Genomic DNA, 14133 nt, shown 5'->3' on the forward strand with positions numbered 1-14133 from the left:
TTTTCCGGCCCCTCAGGGTTTGGTGCCCAGGTAGGCCAGGATGCCGGTGACCGCGGCGCGGGTGCCGGTGGTCAGGGTCGGTTCCATGGCGGGGCCGAAGAACGGGGAGTGGTTCACCGGCGGTTCGCCCTCGCCGAGGTCGAACCCGCCGAACATCCAGAAGACCGAGGGCACCCCGATGGAGTCGGCGAGGTGGCCGAAGTCCTCGCTCCCCATCACCGGTTCGGAGACGGCCACGTTCTCCTCGCCGAGCTCGGCCCGCAGGGCGGACTCGATCCGCTCGGCCTCGGCCGGGTCGTTGTGGCAGCGCGGGAAGGTGTAGATCTCCTCGATCAGCGGCTCCGGGGCGCCGGAGACGGCGGCCTCGCCGATGACGATCCGACGGACCGCGGCGAGGGCCTGGGAGCGCACCTCCTGCTCGAACGTGCGGATGTTCAGAGTGAACTCCGCCCGGTCCGGGATGATGTTCTCCTTCAGGCCCGCGTGGAAGGTACCGGAGGTGACCACGGCCGGGGAGCGGGGGTCGATCTCGCGGGAGACGATCGTCTGCAGCCGGGCGATCATGTGCGCGCCGAGCACGATCGGGTCGATCGAGGCCTGCGGCTGCGAACCGTGCGACTGTTTGCCGTACACCGTCACCCGCAGCGCGTCGGCCATGGCCATCGCGGTGCCGTGGGAGAGGTTCACGGTCCCGGCCTGGCCCGGCATCACGTGCTGGCCGAGGACGACCTCGGGACGCGGGGCGCGGTCCCAGAGACCGTCGTCGACCATCGCCCGGGCGCCCGCCGCGGTCTCCTCGCCGGGCTGGAACACCAGCACCAGGGTTCCGGACCACGCGTCGGTGCGGTCCGCGAGCAGACGGGCCGCCGTGAGCAGGGACGTGACGTGGGTGTCGTGCCCGCAGCCGTGCATGACCGGCACGGCGGTGCCGTCCTCGAGGGTGCCGGTGACCGTGCTCGCGTAGTCCAGTCCGGTGTCCTCGGCGATGGGCAGCCCGTCCGTGTCGGCGCGGAACGCCACCACAGGGCCCTCACCGTTGCGGATGATCCCCACTACCCCGGTGCCGCCGCAGCGGAAGTTCTCGATGCCGAGGCCGTCCAGTTCGGCCGCGACGTAGTCGGCGGTGGCGTGCTCCTGCATGGAGAGTTCGGGGTGGGCGTGCAGGTGCAGGTAGATCCCGTGCATGTGCTCGGCGTCCAGGCCGGCCAGGACGGAGCCCGGCCCGGTCTCGTTCGGGGTGGTCGGGGTCGGGGTGGTCATTCAGCGGCCTTCCTTCGCGGGCTGGGTGTGGGGGTCGGACGGAACGGGGTCGGTGTCCCCCTCCTGAAGGGCTTCACCGGGCGGACGGCGGTCGCGCAGGAACCAGGACAGGGCCATCGTCGTCGCCACGCACAGGGCCGTGGCGTACATGGCCAGCCCCGGGAGCACCGGGATCAGGGCGAACTGGATCAGCAGCGCCGCGACGACCGCGATGACGGTGGGCCGGGGCCGGCGCATCGTGGCCACGCACTGCACGAGCACCGCCCCCAGGACGGCGGGGAGGATGTAGAGGCGGGCCACCTCGATCAGTTCGGCGGGCAGGATCGAGAGGAGCCAGTTCCCCAGCAGCCCCACGAAGACCAGCAGCGAGGTCAGGTGGACGACGGCCGCACCGCAGATGGCCATCACCGCGGCCAGGTCCCCGCGCCGTGTCCCGGGGGCGGCGTTCACGCTGTCCTGGGCGACGATCGCCGCGGGCAGGAGCTTGTTGGAGATGTTGCCGATCATGAACGCCTGGTACATCGCCGCCGGCCCCAGGATGGGGTAGTACGTCAGCGGTTCCAGTACCCAGATCACCCCGAAGGTGGCGGCGACGGCGGCGAACGCGATCCAGATCTGGGCCCCGCCGACCTCCACACCCGTGAAGGCGACGAGGTGGACCGGGCCGGCCAGGGACAGCAGCAGGGCGGTGGTCATGGTGATCCGCCCCCACCGCGAGGTGGTGCTGACGAACGCGGCCATGCCGGCGTCGGCGCGCTGGGAGGTTTCCGTGGTCATGGTGTTCCCTTCTCCGGAACCGGGGATCACGCGGCGTGGGCCAGGTAGGCGACGGCCAGGGCCGCGATGACGGAGAAACCGAGCGCCCACTCCTTGAGCCAGCGCGCGTCGAGCGCCCTGGCCAGGAGCAGGCAGCCGACCATCACGCCGGCGGAGGCGATGACGGTGACCAGGTGGATGCCCGACTTGGGGATCTCGGTGACCGTCAGCATGCTGAAGGCGCCGAGCAGGGCGCCGCAGGGGAGGATCGCCATGAGGGCGGGGTTCGCCGAAGCCAGCTTCTTCCCGCCCCGTTCGAGCACCGGGGTGAGCAGCAGGGTGGCCAGCATCCACATGCCCCCGGACAGGCTCATCGCGATGAAGGCCAGGGCGAAGACGGACGCGTCGTACCCGGTTCCGCCCAGGGTCGCCCCGGCCGTGCCCGTGGCGATCCCCGCGGACGCGACCTCGGTGCCCGCCGACCCGATCAGTCCGATGCGCGCGAGTACGGCGGGGGTGCCGAACAGCGCCAGGAGGGCGACCGCCACCAGGACGACGGCGAGGGACGGGCCGATCGAGGCCACGGCACCGGCTCGGAAGGCGCCGGTGAGGTCCGTCCGGCTCATCCCGACCTCGGGGCCGACGGTACGGGCCGCCCGCATGTAGACGAAGGTCTGGACGAAGATGGCGGCGAAGACGCCGAGCGCGCACAGCCAGATCACCGGGGAGTTGGCCACCGAGAGGAGGTCGGTGGCCCCGTCCGCGGTCGGCGGAGCCGCTGACGGGGCTGGGGGCGGGCCCGGCGGCAGGACCGCTGACAGGCCCTCCGACGGACCCGGGTTCAGGGATGCCATGGACAGGGACGCTCCTTCTTTCCTGTGACGGGCGACACTTTTCTTGCCCCTGATCCAGACACCTTCCGGCAGGCGCGTCGGGGGTGGCAATACCTGGCGGAAAAGGCCACGAACATGGCCGTTTCCGTCAATATGGCGCCGATCACCCGGGGGCCGTTCCGGATCGCCCGGCCGCGGCGGAGACTGGGCCCACGAGCCGGGGGGACCCGGCGGGCCCCGACCGACCCGCCGGATCTCCCCGGCTCCCGACGGACCCGGCAGACGCCGCAGCGGTGAAGGAGCCAGCAAGCGACCATGAACGAGATCCAGCAGATGTCAGCGACCGACCTGGTGGGCGCGATCCGCCGTCGCGAGGTCTCCGCACGGGAGGCCGTCGCCTCTCACCTGGAGCGGATCGACGCGGTCAACCCCGCCGTCAACGCCGTGGTCACCGTGGAACCGGAACAGGCCCTCGCCGCCGCTGACGCCGCTGACCGGCGCACCGGTTCCGGGGCCGAACTCCCTCCCCTGCACGGGCTGCCGATGACCCACAAGGACACCCACGCGGTGGCCGGGATGCGCAGCACCAACGGTTCCCGGGTCTTCGCGGACCTCGTGCCCGCCGAGGACGACGCCGTCGTCGCCCGGCTGCGGGAGGCGGGTGTCGTCGCCACCGGGAAGTCGAACGTGCCGGAGTTCGGGGCCGGGTCGCACACCTTCAACGACGTCTTCGGCACCACCACCAACCCGTACGACCCCACACGCAGCGCGGGTGGCTCCTCCGGCGGGGTGGCCGCGGCCGTCGCCGCCGGCATCCAGCCGCTGGGCGAGGGATCGGACATGGGCGGCTCGCTGCGCATCCCGGCGTCGTTCTGCAACGTGGTGGGCTTCCGCCCCTCCTACGGGGTGCTCCCCGCGCCGTCGGTGAACAACGACTGGGCTTGGCTGGGGCGCACCGGCCCGATGGCCCGCGAGGTGTCCGACATCGCCCTGTTCATGTCCGCCGTCGCCGGCCCTTCGGACCGGGTCCTGCCTCCGGCCCCGTTGACCGGAGCCGACTTCGCCGGACCGGTGGTCGGTGACCTGAGCGGTGTCCGGATCGCCTGGAGCCCGGACTTCGGACTCGGGATCCCCGTCGAGACCGAGGTCCTGGAGGTGCTCGCCCGGCAGTTGCGCGTCTTCGAGGAGGCCGGGGCGACCGTGGAGGAGGCCGCACCGGACCTCACCGGTGCCGACGAGGTCTTCCGGACCACCCGTGCCCTCGACTTCGCCTCCGGGCTGGGCCCGCTGGTGCGCGAGTACCGGGAGCTCATCAAGCCCGAGGTCGTCTGGAACGTGGAGTCCGGCTGGGAGCTGACCGCGCAGCAGATCATGGACGCGACCGCCGCGCGGACCCGGTTGGCCGCGGCCGTCCGCGCCTTCTACTCGCGCTACGACCTCTTCCTGAGCCCGGGCGCGCAGGTGCTCCCCTTCGACGCACGGCTGCGCTACCCGTCGGAGATCAACGGGGTAAGGCCCGAGACCTACCTGGACTGGATGCGCTCGGCCTGCGTGCTCTCCGCCACCGGGCTCCCGGTGCTGGCGATGCCGGCCGGCTTCACCGCGTCCGGGCTCCCCGTGGGCTTCCAGATGGCCGTGAACCACTACCGGGACGTGGAGCTGCTGCGCTACGCCAAGGCGTTCGAGGACCGTACGCGCTGCACCGACCGCCGACCGGAGACCCGGGCGGGGCAGGACGTGCGCCCGGTGGTGACGGCGGCCGCCGGGTGAGCACCGCCGGGCGGCGCTGCCGGGTCAGCGCCGCCCGGCCCTTCCGTCAGGCGACGGGCAGCATCCTGCCTCCGCGCTTGCGGGCGTGCAGCAGCAGTGTGGTCTCGACGCTCTCGGCGCGGGCGGCCCAGGCCGACTCGGTGGTGAACCGGTAGAGCGCGGCGTTGTCCGGGACCGTCACGTTGGCGACGAGCTGGTGGTCGCCCGCAAGCGCGGCGGCGTACCGGACCTCCCGCTGCGCGGACAGTTCCCGGCCGATCCCGTCCACCCGGTTCGGCGCGGCGCGGATCCACAGCACGGCCTCCACGGGCAGGCCCACCAGCGCGGGCTCCACGAGGGCGCGCAGGTGGACGTGGCCGTGCCGCAGCAGCCAGTCGGTGCGGCGGCTCGCCGTGCTCTCGGAGGTACCGGTCCGCCGGGCGATCTCCTCGTACCCGGCCCGCCCGTTCTCGGCCAGCACCTCGGCGATCCGCAGGTCCTGGGGCGTGAGCTCGGAGCTGTCCGGCATCTCGGTGTGGTCGGTGGAGTACTCGGAGGTCAGCGCGGCGACCTGGGCCTCGGTCAGCGGTCCGGAGCGCCAGCCGCGGATCGTGCGGAAGTAGCGCAGGACCGGGTAGCTGACCGCGGTCAGCAGGCCCACGGTCGCGGGGACCTCCGTTCCGAGCACCTGGGGGAGCTTCCCGGAGTCGAACATCAGCTCGGCGACGCAGTCGGTGGAGCCCGTGGTCATGTAGGCGAAGGTGCAGTCGGAGCGCTGGGCCAGCGACTCGGTGGCCATCCGCGCGGTGCCGGGGGAGCAGCTGACCCTCAGCACCGCGGCGTCAGCGTGGGGCAGTATCCCCACGACGGCCACGGCTCCGGAGGCCAGCAGTTCGTTCCCGCGGCGGGCCACGGTGCGCTCGGGTTCGGCGAGCACCGACGCGATCCCGCGCCAGGAGGCCCGCCCGTCGACCTGCAGCGCGGCTGCGATGCGCCGCTCCAACCCGTCCAGGACGCGGGTCATCTCCACACGCTTTCCATGGTGGTCAGCCTAGAGGGGGGCCACTCGCCGGTCAGCGCCGGACCTCCTCACGAGGAGGTCCGGTCCCGCGCTCTCCGCTCCCGCGGCCTCCGGGCCCGTCTCCGGCAGGCCCGCCTCCGGAGCTGACGCCCCTCGCCCGCGGGACCGCCGGGGCGGCGGGGTCACTCCAGGTGGGCGACGGCGCGTTCGGCGACGGCGACCAGGGTGTCCTCGTCACCGGTGAAGTCGGGGCGTCCGGAGGTCTCCTCCCCGACCTCCTTGGCCGCGACCTCGATCAGTACACCGTCGGCCAGGACCAGCACCTCGGCGCCGCCCCGAAGGTCCTCGTAGCCCTCCCGGAAGTGCGACACCACCGCCTGGTCGCCGAAGTCCGGCTCGTGTGACTCCTGGACCTCCACCGTCCAGTAGTCGTCCTCCCCGTTCGTGCCGTCGAGCAGTTGTTCGGCCCTGTCCTCGTACGCCTCCTCGACCTCCGAAGAGCCTCGCTTCGGCTGGTTGTCGTCGTCCGTGGGGAACCAGTACCTGACGTTCAGGCTGCCCCGGGTCCCGTCGGAGTACTCGACGCTCCACGAGCACCTGGAGTCGGCCGCGGACAGCTGGGCGCTCGGCATCCTCGCGGAGAGGGAGTTGAGCTGGGAGCCGGTCGGTACGGCGCAGGGGTCGCCGGGGAGCCCTTCGAACTCGGGCCCCGTCACGGAGGCGCTGGAGGGGGCCAGCAGCCAGATGCCCCCGGCGACCAGGGCGTAGACACCGACCGTCGCGGCCAGGGTGATCCCGATGGTGCGCCCGGTGCCGCCCCGGCGCGGGGACGGTGCGGGGTGGGATCCGGGAACGGGGTGGGGTCCCGGCTGGGGCTGCGGCGGGAACTGCTGGGATGGGCCGTTGTACACGGCGGTCTCCTGTTCTGGACGTCGTCCATGCACGTTTCAGGGAAAGGGGAGGAAAGTGCCGGCGGTCATCCGAACGCGTCGGCGGCCACGTCGCTGATCAGCTCTTCGGCCTCGTCCAGGTCGATGCTCTCGTCGTCCAGGACGGTCAGGGTGTAGTTGAGCTGGCTGACGACCCCTCCCTCCCGGACGACGACGTAGACGCGCTGGCTGCCGGAGCCCGCGCTCCCGTAGGAGATGTCGGTCAGGACGATCACGCTCTCGTCCCCGAACTGGAGGGGCCGGTCCCGGGTACCGGAGACGGACATGGTGTCCGTCGTGTACGCGAGTTCGGCGGCGCCTTCGACCGAGCGCTCGTAGAGGGCGTCGACGTCCCGGGGTACCTCGAGCTCGTCGTCGAACTCCTCCACCAGGTCGGCGTCGGTCCCGGACATGGGCACGGAACGGCTGTAGTAGAGGGAGGTCTCACCCTCGTCGTCCAGGGTGACCGTCCAGCTGCACCCGTTGCCGTAGGTGTTCGTGTGCCAGGAGGCGACTTCCCCGTCCAGAGCGGAAAGCGTGCCTTCGTCGACGACCGCGCAGGGGTCGTCGGTGGGCAGACCGCCGACGGAGCCCACCCCGGTGGAGGAACCGTAGGAGGTGGCGACCACCCAGGTGAGGGAACCGAGGACGGCGAGGGTGACGGAGGCGGTGAGGGCGACGGTCAGCAGGGTCCGGGGACGGCGTCCGCCGGGCGGGGGTCCGCCGGGCGCGCCGGGGTGTCCGGGCGGGTGCGGGGGCTGACCCGGGTACTGGGGCTGCTGCTGGGGCTGGCCCGGGTACTGGGGGTGACCCGGCTGCGGGGGTTGGCCTTGGTACTGGGGGTGACCCGGCTGCGGGGGCTGCTGGGGCCGGCCCGGAGGCTGCTGCGGAAACTGGTTCTGTTGGTCCGGGTAGCCGGAGCTCCCGGCCGGGAGCGGAGGCTGTCCCTGGTCGCCGGAGTGGCCGGGGGAAGGCGGCGGGAAGGGCTGTCCCATACGAGAGGGTCCGTCCGGGAGTAGTCGTGACCTGACCCCATGCATGGTCCCATGACGTCACCACCGAAACGGGCACCGGTAGCCGTTGGGTCGATCGCGGCCGATTCCGGCCATAAGAGAACAGCCGCGGGCCCGCTGCTCGGGCGGAGAACTCTGTTCACGGGTGCGCCCCGGTCCGGCTCACTGGGCCGGACCGGGGCGGGGTTCCCTGGCACAGGGGATCACGACGTGCGGGAGGTGTCCCCGGAACCCTTAGAGGGCGCCGACGTTCACGTCGACGCAGACGTAGAAGGCCATCGGGGTGTCCGCGACGTTCCAGCGGGCCAGCACGGTCTGCTCGCCGCTGTAGCCGGACAGGTCGACGTCGTGGGAGAAGTTCCACGGCGGCTGCGCACCGCCGTCGTCGAAGCTCTCGATCAGCTGGCCGTCGATGAAGTACTCCCACGTGGCGGTCGAGTGGGCGGCGGTGATCGTCCAGTCGAACGTGGCGGTGGTACCGACGGGGGTGACGTCCCAGCCGTAGTTGTCGTCGTCCAGCTCGGAGAAGGCCTCGTTGCCGCCGGAGCAGCTCATCAGGCCCTTGGGGCCCTCGACGCTCTGCGGCTCCCACTGGATCGGCCCGCACGAGACGGTGCCCGCGGCGCACTGGGCCTGTCGGCTGGCCGGGGTGTCGATGTAGCCGTGGGCGCTGGCGGCGCCCGCGGGCATCAGGGTGAAGGCCAGGGCAGTTGCGGCGCCGACGGCCGCGGTGGAGCGGATCTTGTTGCGCATTCTCATGAAGGGAGCCCTTCTTGCTGGGTCACGACCTCGGAAGGCCGTAGCGGGGTGACCCGGACCGTTTCCGGCCCAGGGCGGGTGGGATGCGCTCACGGCCGGTTATTTCCGTGAGTCCCCAGGTCGGGGTACCCGGGGATGTTCCCGTGGGTTTCGGGACTTTCCGTCCACCCGGTGCCGAAGACGGTAAAGAGGTTGTCACCGCCCGTCAAGATCCCTGCTACCGGGGGTTGAGGGGCTCCGCCCATACCAGCGGAAGGGCCCAGCGGCGGGGTTCCGGGCACTGGTACTGGTGGGGCGTGAGTAGCCCTCTGCGCCCCGAACTGGCTCGATGATCACCGGCGCTCGGTACCGGTCTGCCGAGGAAAGGACTAGACCAATAGGTCGACCTTTCGCGCGCCCCACCAGACCTCACCTGAAGGTCATATTTTCCTTACCCCCACCCGTCGGAAAGGCCGGCGAAAACCCTTGGACAGGGCCGGAGCGGGGGTGGCAGAACAGGACCCGACCCTGCGGGAGGACCGGCACGGGACGTCGAGAGCGGAGAGAACGGCCATGGTCGACGAAGCACCCCCGTCCGAAGCACCCCTGACCGAGGCGGCCCCCTCCGCTGCGCACCCGCCCGAGGTGCACCGGTCCGAAGCGTGCCGGACCGAAGCGTGCCGGTCCGAGACGCGCCGGTCGGGGAAACCCCCGTTCCTGCCCGGCCTGGAGCTGTCCCGCGCCCTGTACGAGGAGGGGGTGGCCCCTCTGCTGGAGGGGGTGCCGCACGCGGCGGCCCGGGTGGGCGCGGGTTCGGAGGTCCTCGGTTTGGACACCGAGCGCTCCACCGACCACGACTGGGGTCCCCGGCTCCAGCTGTTCCTGCCCGATGGCTGCGCCCCCGAGTACCCCGCCCTGCTCCGCGAGCGGATCGGGGCGGCCCTGCCACGGCGGGTGCGAGGCTGGCCCACCCGGTACGCGCCCGCCCCCGGCGACCCGGGGGTCTGGCAGCTCACCGACGCGCCGACGGGGCACCACCTCGTGGACGTGGTCGGGTTCGGTCCCTGGTTCGACGAGTGGCTGGGTTTCGACCCGCGCGCCGGGGTGGGCACCGCCGACTGGCTGGCCGCCCCGACGCAGCGGCTGGCCGGGCTCGTCGGCGGGGCGGTCTTCCATGACGGCACCGGAGAGCTGGTCGCCGCACGGGAGGCCCTGGCCTGGTACCCGACCGACGTCTGGCGTTACGTGCTGGCCTGCCAGTGGCTGCGCATCGCCCAGGAGGAGCCGTTCGTGGGCCGCTGCGCGGAGGCCGGCGACGATCTCGGCCAACGGGTGGTCGCAGCGCGCCTGGTCCGCGACCTCATGCGGCTGTGCCTGCTGCTGGCCCGCCGCTATCCGCCCTACTCCAAGTGGCTGGGCTCGGCCTTCTCCGCACTCCCGGAGGCGGCCGAGACGGCCCCGGTACTGCGCCGGGCACTCACCTCCGCGGACCCCCAGCACGACCTGGCCGAGGCCTACCGCCTGGTCGCTTCCTGGCAGAATCGGACCGGGCTGGCCGAGGAGCTCTCCCCCGAGCCGCGGCCCTTCCACTCCCGGCCGTACCCGGTTCTGGACGCCCGGCGGTTCACCGAGGCGCTCCTGGCCGGGATCGAGGACCCCGAACTCGTCGGCAGGCCGCCGGTGGGCGCCGTCGACCAGTACCTGGACAGCACCGACGCCCTGGAGGACGTCACCCTGGCCCGCCGCGCGTCCGCGTCCGTGGACCGGCTCCGCCGCCCATGAGCGACCCATGAGCGGGCCCGCCCGGAACCGCCCATGAGCGGGTTCTCCGGGGCCACTCCCCGGGGGAATCTTTCACCACAAACCAGGATGGGCGCGTCACCGGCGACGGCCGAGGGCGTTGCCCTACGATCCAGACATGGACCGATCGTCCGACGAATCAACGTTCCGGCGCGTCAACGCCGAGGCCAGCCTGCTGGGCGGCGCCGGCTACGCGGTCCTGCTCCAGATCGCGCACCCCAGCGTCGCCCGGGGCGTGGCCGAGCACAGCGACTTCGCCTCCCGCCCCCTCGACCGCCTGCGCGGCACCCTGTACTACGTCTACGGGACCGCGCACGGGACCGAGGAGGAGCGCGAACGCGTGCACTCCATCGTGCGAGCCGTACACCGCAAGGTCCGGGGGCCAGGTTACGACGCCCTCGACCCCGAGCTGCTGCTGTGGGTCGCGGCGACCCTCCACCGGAGCGCGGTGCGCCTCTACGAGCTGACCGTCGCCGACCTGAGCGCGGAGGAGCGCGAGGGCTTCCTGCGCGAGGCCGCGGTGTATGCCACCGCCCTCGGCCTACCCCCCGAGCAGTGGCCGCGAAACCCGGCGGAGTTCGACGCCTACTGGGAGCGCGCGTCCGAGCGCCTGGAGGTCGGCCCGCAGGCCCGGGAACTGGCCCGGGAGCTCTTCCGTCCGAACAACCGCCTGCTGTGGCCGCTCACCCTGACTCAGAGGTTCCTCAGCGGAGGGCTGCTGACGCCGGAGCTGCGGCGCGAGTTCGAGATCCCTTGGTCACGGGCCCACCAGCGCAGGTTCGACCGCCTGATGCGTCTCACCCGGGCGGTCTACCCGCGCCTGCCGAAGACGGTGCGCTCCCTGCCCGCCACGCTGTACATGCGGTCCCTCCGGAAGAACAAGGGATGGAAGCCGGTGAAGCCGTCGGGGAGACCGGCGAAGGGCGGAAGGAACGGCCGGGGCGGCGGCCACGGAAGCCGGGTGAGCTGAGCCCGGCCCGGGAGGGGGTTCAGAGCTGCTTCAGAGCTTCCCGAGCCTGGTCGGCCTCGGGCAGTCCCAGCTCCTCGAAGGTCCGAAGGGCGTCCGTGAGCAGCTCCCGGGCCCGCTCGGCGCCGACCACCGGCTCGGGGAGCTTCCCCAGCGCGAGCGAGGCCCGGGCCGCCATGTAGCGCTCGTCGCGCTCGGTCGCGGTGGCCAGGGCCTTCTCCAGGGTCTCGGCGGCCTCCTCGTACCGGACGGCGGCGGAGTAGGTGATCCCGAGGTCGGTCAGGATCTCGGAGTCCCCGCTGCGGTTACCGCTCTTCTCTGCCAGGGCCAACGCTTCGGAGTGGGCCTCCACGGCCTCCTCCCAGCACCGGGCCGACCTGTAGGCCAGCCCCAAGGAATTGTGGACATATATTCGCGGCCCGTCCAGCCGAAGCGCGTGTGACAGTTCCATGGCCTCGTTCAGGTCCTGGAAGGCGGGCTCCAACTGCCCCAGGCCGGCCCGGGCCTCACCCATGACGCGTTTGGCATGGGCTCTGACTTCGGAGTGGTCTTCACCAAGGGCTTGTGCGATGGCTTGTTCCGCGCACCGGATCGCCTCCTCGTGTTCTCCCAAGGTCTGTCGAAGGACCGCTAGGTTCCCCCATTGAATAGCTTCGAGGCGCAGGTCGCCCAGCTCGATCGCGTTGTCCATCACTCCCTGGATGGCACCGACCGAATCCACCAACCGCCCGACACGTTCGTATGCCATCCCCAGGTTGGCCAGAGCCCGGACGACCCCCCTGCGGTCACCGACCGATTCCAGAAGGTCCCGAGCCTCGGAGAGCAGGGAGATCGACTCGTTGAAACGGCCGGAGAAGCAGTAGGCGATACCCAGACCGATCAGGGTGACGGCCCGGCCGCGGTGGTTCCCCTGTTTCTCACTGATCTGCAGCGCCCGTTCGTGGGAGCTGATCAGCAGCCCCATCTCACCGTGCAGGGCATAGAACCGCCACACCGCCTCGGCCATGCGCCAGGCGAGTTCCCCGTTGTCAGTCGCGGCGAAGTAGTCGATCGCCCCGGCCAGGTTCTCCTGGTGGAGGGAGAACCAGTTCTCCGCGTCCTCCCGGTTCAGGAGTTCGGTTCGATATTCGACTTCCGTTCCCGGTTCCTCACTGAGAGCTCGGGGACCGAGCAGATCGGCGGCCTTCTGAGCGGTCGACAGATAGTACTCGGCCAGCCTCGTCCTGGCGTCGGCTACGTCCCCGCTCCCGAAGGCGGACACCGCGCGCGCCAGCGAGAACTCCCTGATCAGGTCGTGCATCCGATAGACGTCACCCTGGGGTTCGTCCAGCAGGCACATCCCGACGAGTTCCTGGAGGATGTCGTCCGCGTCCTCGACCGTCACCTTCAGCAGGGCCGCGCCACCGGCGAGGTCGATAGTGTTCCCGACCATCAGCCCCAGCAGGAGGAACGCGTTGCGCTGCTCGCTGTTGAGGCTCTGGAAGGAGAGGTCGATCACAGACTCGACGCTCTGCCCCTCCACCTGGAGCTCACGGAACTTGCGGTTCTGCTCGTTCATCCTCCGTGCCACATGTGCGAACGTCCACTTCGGACGACTGAGCATGCGGCCGGCGATCACGCGGAGGGCCAAGGGGAGCCCGCCGCAGATCCGCGCGATCTCGTGTGCCTGTTCAGGCTCCCTCCGGACACGTTCCTCACCCAGGATGCGGCCGAGCAGCTCCAGGGAGGACGCTTCGTCGAGCATCCCCAAAGTGAGGAAACGCGCTCCGCTCACCCCGGATAGCTCGTTACGGGTCGTGATCAGCGTCAGCGACCCGGGGGACGAGGGGAGAAGCGGGCTGACCTGGGCGTAGCTGGAGACGTTGTCCAGGACGAGCAGTGCCTTGCGCCCCATCAACGTCGCCCGCCACAGCGCGGAGCGTTCATCGAGGGACTCGGGAACATCGCCCGCGTCGACACCCACGGCGCGCAGCAGAGCGCCCAGAGCCGAAGCCGGGTCCAACGGCTCCTTGTTCGAGGTGTAACCGTAGAGGTCGATGAACAATTGTCCGTCGGGGTAACGCTTGGCGGCCTCGTAACCGAACCGGACCGCCGTGGCGGTCTTGCCCTCACCCCCGGCACCCGTGATGACACAGACCTTCGCCCGGCCGTCCTCGGCGGAGGCGAGTTCCTCCAGCTGCCGCAGCGGTTCCTGGCGCCCCGTGAAATCAGGCAGATCCCTGGGCAGGTCGTTTCGAACCAGGTAGGTGAAGCCCGTCTCCGGTGCCCGGCTCGCAGCGAGGCTCTCCTGGGGGGTGCCCTCCTCCTGGAGCATCCGGTTGTACAGGGCGACGAGTTCGGGACCGGGGTCCACCCCCAGTTCATCGGCGAGCCGGGAACGGAACTCCTCGTACGCCGAGAGCGCCCCGGCACGCTCGTTGTCCCGCCACAGCGCGGTGATGAGCAGGTGGTGCAGACGCTCGCGGAAGGGTTCCTCGCTCACGAAGGACGTCAACCGGGAGGCCACGTCCCGGTATCGCCCCAGGTCCAAGGCGTGGCCACCCCATTCGATCACCGCCGAGGCCCGCTCCTCCCGCAGGGGGGCGACCACGGAGTGGTCGAGGTACTCGGACCCGACACCGGAGAAGGGGACCCCGCGCCAGCAGTCCAGGGCCTGGTCCAACAACACGACCGCTGTCTCGGCGTCAGAACCCGCCGCGCTTTTCCTCAGGCGGCGAAAACGGTGGAGGTCGACAGATTCCGGGTCGACGTCGAGGACATAACCGCCGGAGGTCGTGGCGATACTGTCCGGCAGGATTCTGCGCAGGTGGGAGATCTGTACCTGGATTACCGAACGCGCGGTGCGCGGCGGGTCGTCGCTCCAGAGATAGCTGATGATCTGGTCAACGGTGACCTCACGGCCCACATTGACCAGGAGGGCTCCGAGGACACAGCGCTGACGCGGTCCACCGACCGGGATCGAATGGCCATCGGACCGGACGGTGATGGGGCCAAGCACTCCGAATTCCACAAGCAGTAACACTAGCAAGGTGAATTAGCGGAAAAGCAGAAGGAGCGCATGCCAACG

11 protein-coding genes are annotated in these 14133 nt (G+C 70.9%); 3 read left to right on the forward strand and 8 right to left on the reverse strand.

Features of this window, described 5'->3' with window-relative positions:
- Positions 1-12 precede the first annotated feature (12 nt).
- Genes D458_RS0128700 through D458_RS34505 form a run of 3 tightly spaced genes read right to left on the reverse strand, consistent with a single transcriptional unit; the run spans position 13 to position 2870 of the window.
- Positions 13-1260, reverse strand: a complete 1248-nt coding sequence (locus D458_RS0128700) for an amidohydrolase (RefSeq protein WP_017590169.1) — start codon at positions 1258-1260, stop codon at positions 13-15.
- Positions 1261-2037 (reverse strand): hypothetical protein, encoded by a 777-nt coding sequence (locus D458_RS0128705; RefSeq protein ID WP_017590170.1) that lies wholly within the window; start codon positions 2035-2037, stop codon positions 1261-1263.
- Between the two features lie 26 nt (positions 2038-2063).
- On the reverse strand, positions 2064-2870 hold the full coding sequence (locus tag D458_RS34505) for a DUF5058 family protein (RefSeq protein WP_017590171.1): 807 nt from the start codon (positions 2868-2870) through the stop codon (positions 2064-2066).
- A 294-nt stretch (positions 2871-3164) separates the two neighbouring features.
- Between D458_RS34505 and D458_RS0128715 the strand changes: the two genes are divergently transcribed.
- Positions 3165-4619 (forward strand): amidase family protein, encoded by a 1455-nt coding sequence (locus D458_RS0128715; protein ID WP_017590172.1) that lies wholly within the window; start codon positions 3165-3167, stop codon positions 4617-4619.
- 46 nt (positions 4620-4665) lie between these two features.
- Here D458_RS0128715 and D458_RS0128720 read toward each other — a convergent pair whose 3' ends face one another.
- The 4 genes from D458_RS0128720 to D458_RS0128735 all read right to left on the reverse strand — a co-directional run bounded on the left by D458_RS0128720 (position 4666) and on the right by D458_RS0128735 (position 8314).
- Positions 4666-5622: an Lrp/AsnC family transcriptional regulator gene (locus D458_RS0128720; RefSeq protein WP_040702937.1), complete on the reverse strand. Its 957-nt coding sequence runs from the start codon at positions 5620-5622 to the stop codon at positions 4666-4668.
- Positions 5623-5801: 179 nt separating this feature from the next.
- Positions 5802-6530: a hypothetical protein gene (locus D458_RS0128725; RefSeq protein ID WP_017590174.1), complete on the reverse strand. Its 729-nt coding sequence runs from the start codon at positions 6528-6530 to the stop codon at positions 5802-5804.
- A 65-nt stretch (positions 6531-6595) separates the two neighbouring features.
- Positions 6596-7543, reverse strand: coding sequence for a transglycosylase SLT domain-containing protein (locus D458_RS34510; protein ID WP_017590175.1), 948 nt, complete (start codon positions 7541-7543; stop codon positions 6596-6598).
- 252 nt (positions 7544-7795) lie between these two features.
- Entirely contained in the window at positions 7796-8314 is a 519-nt protein-coding gene (locus D458_RS0128735; protein WP_017590176.1) for a lytic polysaccharide monooxygenase auxiliary activity family 9 protein, read from the reverse strand.
- Positions 8315-8872: 558 nt separating this feature from the next.
- Between D458_RS0128735 and D458_RS0128740 the strand changes: the two genes are divergently transcribed.
- Positions 8873-10081 (forward strand): DUF4037 domain-containing protein, encoded by a 1209-nt coding sequence (locus tag D458_RS0128740; RefSeq protein ID WP_017590177.1) that lies wholly within the window; start codon positions 8873-8875, stop codon positions 10079-10081.
- Between the two features lie 136 nt (positions 10082-10217).
- Positions 10218-11069, forward strand: coding sequence for an oxygenase MpaB family protein (locus D458_RS0128745; RefSeq protein ID WP_017590178.1), 852 nt, complete (start codon positions 10218-10220; stop codon positions 11067-11069).
- Between the two features lie 19 nt (positions 11070-11088).
- Here the strand turns inward: D458_RS0128745 and D458_RS0128750 are convergent, their stop codons facing one another.
- Entirely contained in the window at positions 11089-14088 is a 3000-nt protein-coding gene (locus D458_RS0128750; protein ID WP_449406594.1) for a BTAD domain-containing putative transcriptional regulator, read from the reverse strand.
- Between the last annotated feature and the right edge of the window lie 45 nt (positions 14089-14133).

This window comes from Nocardiopsis ganjiahuensis DSM 45031, assembly GCF_000341085.1.
Taxonomy (GTDB): Bacteria; Actinomycetota; Actinomycetes; order Streptosporangiales; family Streptosporangiaceae; genus Nocardiopsis; species Nocardiopsis ganjiahuensis.

Bases quoted from the DNA above. Each gene is read 5' to 3' on its own strand.
- D458_RS0128740 (WP_017590177.1), top strand. From the start codon at position 8,873: ATGGTCGACGAAGCACCCCCGTCCGAAGCACCCCTGACCGAGGCGGCC.
- D458_RS0128735 (WP_017590176.1), bottom strand. From the start codon at position 8,314: ATGCGCAACAAGATCCGCTCCACCGCGGCCGTCGGCGCCGCAACTGCC.
- D458_RS0128745 (WP_017590178.1), top strand. From the start codon at position 10,218: ATGGACCGATCGTCCGACGAATCAACGTTCCGGCGCGTCAACGCCGAG.
- D458_RS0128700 (WP_017590169.1), bottom strand. From the start codon at position 1,260: ATGACCACCCCGACCCCGACCACCCCGAACGAGACCGGGCCGGGCTCC.
- D458_RS0128720 (WP_040702937.1), bottom strand. From the start codon at position 5,622: ATGACCCGCGTCCTGGACGGGTTGGAGCGGCGCATCGCAGCCGCGCTG.
- D458_RS34505 (WP_017590171.1), bottom strand. From the start codon at position 2,870: ATGGCATCCCTGAACCCGGGTCCGTCGGAGGGCCTGTCAGCGGTCCTG.
- D458_RS0128715 (WP_017590172.1), top strand. From the start codon at position 3,165: ATGAACGAGATCCAGCAGATGTCAGCGACCGACCTGGTGGGCGCGATC.
- D458_RS0128705 (WP_017590170.1), bottom strand. From the start codon at position 2,037: ATGACCACGGAAACCTCCCAGCGCGCCGACGCCGGCATGGCCGCGTTC.
- D458_RS34510 (WP_017590175.1), bottom strand. From the start codon at position 7,543: ATGGGACAGCCCTTCCCGCCGCCTTCCCCCGGCCACTCCGGCGACCAG.